Annotated in this window: 5 protein-coding genes and 1 other RNA gene; all 6 read right to left on the minus strand. The window is 38.0% G+C overall.

Annotated elements, in window-relative coordinates:
- Positions 1-117: GIY-YIG nuclease family protein (locus HRT72_11860; GenBank protein NQY68400.1), on the minus strand; the 117-nt coding region annotated here is incomplete at its 3' end.
- Between the two features lie 242 nt (positions 118-359).
- Positions 360-755, minus strand: a transfer-messenger RNA (tmRNA) gene (ssrA, locus tag HRT72_11865).
- A 56-nt stretch (positions 756-811) separates the two neighbouring features.
- Positions 812-2,611, minus strand: a complete 1,800-nt coding sequence (locus tag HRT72_11870; protein NQY68401.1) for a SpoIIE family protein phosphatase — start codon at positions 2,609-2,611, stop codon at positions 812-814.
- Positions 2,612-2,657: 46 nt separating this feature from the next.
- Positions 2,658-3,617, minus strand: coding sequence for a hypothetical protein (locus tag HRT72_11875; GenBank protein ID NQY68402.1), 960 nt, complete (start codon positions 3,615-3,617; stop codon positions 2,658-2,660).
- Positions 3,618-3,628: 11 nt separating this feature from the next.
- Positions 3,629-4,198, minus strand: coding sequence for a YfiR family protein (locus HRT72_11880; GenBank protein NQY68403.1), 570 nt, complete (start codon positions 4,196-4,198; stop codon positions 3,629-3,631).
- A gap of 113 nt (positions 4,199-4,311) precedes the next feature.
- The coding region (locus tag HRT72_11885) for a hypothetical protein (protein NQY68404.1) at positions 4,312-5,193 on the minus strand (882 nt) is incomplete at its 5' end.

A 5,193-nucleotide genomic window follows, 5' to 3' on the forward strand; every position in this document is an offset into this window, starting at 1 on the left:
AGATTGAGTGAATTTTACTTGGCCTTTGTTATGTCGCTGAAGTCTTTCGTTGATGTTAGATGTGCAACCCGTATAAATAAGACCGTCGTTACACTTAAGAAAATATACATACCACATGTGAGATGAGATTGGAATGCCCTCCTACGCGTTTGCTATGGCAAAAGCTTCGGAGGACGAGATAGTTTATTAAATATTTTTTAATGAAGTTAGATAAAATATGGACCTCTTGCTCTATGCTGTTTCTCAATACTTGTTGCTGGACCGTGTCCACCGGAGCCCTAGCACAAATGAACATTCGAAGGTGCTAAAAATAAAAAGCCCTCCTACGCGTTTGCTATAGCAAAAGCTTCGGAGGGCGAAGGTGGAGTCGGAGGGAATCGAACCCTCGTCCAAACAAGGAAATTATAAACTTTCTACATGTTTAGTATCTACTTAATTTTCGAAGATAAGCTGGCAAGACACTACCCATTTACCTCTTAGTTCCTAATATTTTACCCTAACACCGAAACGTTGTTAGATAGCTAGTTCATCTTAATGATACCAAATGCTTAAAGCTGCTGAACGAAGCTTTAAGCGAGGCAGCTCGGAATCAGTACCTAGTACTGTTCTAAGGCGTCATCTCTTAGAGATTAGGCCGCAAGCGCGTAGTCAGATTCGCCGTTTAAAAGCGTATGAATTAGGATTAACGAGATTAACTCACAAAGCTCGACATGCTTACTTATCCTTTCATCTTGCTGTCAAATCCAGTCGACCCCAGGTAAGTGGTGTAAAATTACGTAAATATTATTGGTATTGTTCGATGACAGGGAGGTTACGGAACCTTTAACCCTAGAACTAAAATATCATCCACTTGGTCTAAAACTTCGTTTTCAGTTCTCCAAGCTTCTATCGTTGTATTTAGTTTTTCTCTTTGCCCTTTCATAGACAAATCCTGACTATCTTTTAACAATTGCTTGAATCGTTTAGTCATAAATTTCTTTCCTTTTGGACCGCCAAACTGATCCGCAAATCCATCAGAGAAAATATAAATAGCATCTCCAGATTGTAACTGAATTTCATTTCTATCGAATTTCTTTTGTCCTTGGTAATAGCCTCCTATCGCAAATTTATTTGCTTTCGTTTCGAGCAATTCTCCATCCCGAATAATCCATAACGGATTGTATGCGCCACTGTACTCCAATATTTTCGTTTCAGAATCCAGGCAGCACAACGATACGTCCATACCATCATTTGCTTCCATCTCTCCAGACTGGTGACTACTTAATGCGTGCTTAACTCCTTCATCAACTCCAACTAAAGCCTTAGCCGGATCCGTTATTCCTTTCTGAACTACTACTTGATCTAATAGAGTTACGCAAATCATGCTCATAAAGGCTCCAGGAACCCCATGCCCGGTACAATCGGCAGCAGCAAAAACAAATTTAGTTCCCAATTCTGCGAACCAATAGAAGTCACCACTTACCTTATCTCTAGGCTTAAATAAGATGAACGACTCTTCGTAAATGTTGTTAATCTCATCTTGATTAGGAAGAATTGCTTCTTGTATTCTCTTCGCATAATCGATACTATCGTTAACCTGTTTGAAAAGATCTTTCAAGATTTCGCTTTGCATCTCTATCTCTTCTTTCTGACGTACAACCTCTTCTGTTCTAAGACGTACCTTTTCCTCCAAAATCCGCTCGTTCTCCCATAGATCGTCCCTCATCTTCAGCAATGCTTTTCCTAGGGTATCGTATTCACTGAGTGGTTTGTACGGGAATTCAAAATTACCCGAACCAACCTCGCTCGAGAACTTTGTAGTTCGTTTCATTCCATGAACTAGATTGTTCAGGGCTTCGGTCATTTCGCCAATTTCATCCTCACGTTTCTTGATATCCTCATCTGGCCAAATTCCTTTTCCCATAGAGACCAATACTGCTCGCAGCTCTTGGATAGGCTTAACAATCGAAATAATTGTAAAGAAGGCAATAAATACACCTCCAATTATAAGGGCTAAGCCTAAATAGCGAACGAACATTTCTAATACATCGAAAGAGTGAATCATATCTTCACTCACTTTTTCTGTATTCTTCTTCTGAAGAAGAATACTATGATCTAAGTCAAAAAGAATGTCTTGTGTTAACGTGTTTATATCTCCTTCATCTACAGACGAACTATATGTAAACAGCGTCATTGGATCTTCATAATCATCAAATGAATTAAGTGCTTTCATCACTTCTTGATGGAGCTCAAAGAGCTGATCAATCTGCTCAAACAAATTCTCCATCTTCTTCTGCTGATCACCATGCCAATCCTCAGATAAGATTTGGATCCGCGTCTTTACTTCTGGATATTTCTTACTTATTATTTCTCTTAAGCTAGTTTTCTCCGGGCTGTTATCGAGGGTTGCCAAATACACCCATTTCATGATGTACATTTTAGATTCAACAACCAATAACTTAAGTTCCCCAAGCTGAGCAACCGACGGATTATATAATTCGTTTATTTGTTTGTTGATGCTACGAGCACGAATAAGGTTATCCTGTGTAAGGATAAAAACAACCAGCGTAAGTAAAATAAGAATACCGAAACCGGTACCTATTTTTCTGCCTATTGTAAACCTCAATTTCATATTAGAATTTCGTTAAAAGAAACTATTTTAATTAAAACGGAATTGATTAATCTTTCCAATTATACCAATCGTTTTCTTGACGATGCTCTTCTATGATTTTTAACGGTTCTCCGTCTTTATTGTTCTGTATTTTTTCCAATAATTCTTTGTAATAATTCGACTTATCTATTTCGTTAAGACTGAAATAGATCCCAGCCAATCCTTCAGTAACTGCTGGGTTAGGTGCATCGAGTTTATGCGCATTTATTAAATATGGCAACGCATCTTTAAACAAACCAATACATCTATCTTGGATATCGGAAAGAGTTACCATATCCACATCGTATCCCATTTCATTCATGATAATATCTACAGCCCGATTGTAAAATAAGATTCCCAAGTTATAATTCGCGCTCAAATTACCAGGATCCATTCCAAGAACCTCTTGATAAACATTAGTAGTGTTATTCCAATCATCATCGTTATGCTTATCCCCTCCCTCATACAGCTTAGTATAAACGGAAGCTAAAGCCAGCTTAAACTGGATCTTCTTCTCGCGTAATTCACTTTCCGGAACACCAATAATATTCATCGCTTTGATGTAGCGATCGAAATTAGAAAGCGCAGTTTTATAATTAATCATATCTAACGATGATGCAGCGTCATTAAAACATCTAATCCCTAAATACTTAATGCCTTTTAAATTTCCGTCTTTCTTTGAACCATCCGTATCCAGCTTCATTGATTTCTCATAAAACTCTATGGCAGAATTACGATATGCAGAATTACGATCACTCGCTTGGTCTCTCTTGTAAAGCTCTTTATACAAGAAACCTTTTAGATACCAATATTCACAACTGTTTATATAAGCTGTGTCGCTAGCAACATTGTCCAGGATAGGTTTTGCTAAATCATATTCTTTAGCAGCCATATGGTTTCTTGCCTTAATCTCAAGAGGCGATTGTGCATATAATGAAGCTGATGCAAACATCGATATGGCAAGTAATACTGTATATATATATCCCATTCTTTCCATACCTAGTTCACTAAAATTGCAAGATTAGTTAACATGGCGCTTACTTTAAGGTTATGCTTTCCCACATTCTCTTTATTCATTTCAAATTTCACCTTGTTGTTAGCGACGACGAAATTAATATCCGAGCCTCCCGATTTGGCCGAACCGGCTTTATCTGTAACAATTAATGTATGGGTGTTAATCACCGTTTTAAGCGCAACAGGCAACATGCTGCTATGACTTTTCGGGATATATAACATATGGCAATCTGCGATAGAAGACGCATCCATATATTTATTTATTTGTAAAAATCGAACAGAGGGCTTATCGTTATTTCGATGTGCACTAGTTGCTAAGGCATTGTATACCGGTTGTTGTCCTTCACCCAAAACGCCTATTACAAAGTTACCCTTTCTCTTCTCCTCAGGCCATTCGATGTACTTGGTGAAATTGTAAAGAAAAACAGCCTTGATTTTTGCATTAGTATCTTTTATCTCAACAGCAGTTTTGCCAGAGATAAAATTAAGCGCAATTAATGCGATAATTAAAATCTTTGTAGATCTAAAAGTATATTTTAAAAACTGTGACTTCAATCTATTGTTCTTATTCTTTTATCCTTAAGGCACTATTACCAAAAATAACAAAAAAACGGCATTTACCTCTCCTATTTATAATACCAATGATTTGCATTAAGCATGCCAAAAAATTAATACATCTTTCCTGGAAATAAACCCATACTCGCTGGTCTTCCGCCACCTACGCGAGACTCGTTCCTGCTTTTTCTTCTTCTAAACAATACCCTCTTCCTTTTTTTACCTTGTATAATTTCGTGTTCTACTGGCATCATAAAAGGAGAATCCAGCATAGCAACCTCTTTTTGAGAGGCATCTGCCATAAACGAACTCCCTAATCCATCTTTTGGCCCTCTATAAGATTTCCTCGAATTTTTCTGACGTTGCCTTTCTTCTACAGAATATTTCCATTCCTTTTGAAATGGGTTTTCATTTAAAAGCAAAGCGGGGGCACGAACAGAACTTAAAAAATGACTTCCTAACCCATCGTCAGGCCCTTTGTAAGATTTCTTAGAATTCAACTTTTTCTGCTTACTCTCAGCCGATGGTTTCCAGGTATTCGAAAATGGTGTATTTGTCGCTTCTGCACTAGGAAGAACGGATAAAGAACCAAATGAGGTTTGAAGGCCATCCAGCGGCCCTTTGTAGGACTTTTTAGAATTCAACAATCTTTGTTTATCCTCTATCGATAATCCTCTATCTCTACTAAACGGGCTTCCCTTTTCTCCTGTTTGTGGCTTCATCTCTCGTGAAAACAGATCCTTACTCACATCACTCTGAGGGAAAAGAGATAATGAGCTGAAGGAACTAGATAGCCCATCTTTAGGTCCTTTATACGATTTTTTTGAATTTAACATACGTTGATTCTCCTCCACAGAAAGACCCCTGTCGCGATTAAATGGACTTGCCTTTTCCCCTGTCTGCGGCTTCATCTCTCGTGAAAACAGATCCTTACTCACATCACTCTGAGGGAAAAGAGATAATGAGCCGAACGAGCTAGAAAGACCATCACTTGG

The sequence above is a fragment of the Flavobacteriales bacterium genome (assembly GCA_013214975.1).
Taxonomy (GTDB): domain Bacteria; phylum Bacteroidota; class Bacteroidia; order DT-38; family DT-38; genus DT-38.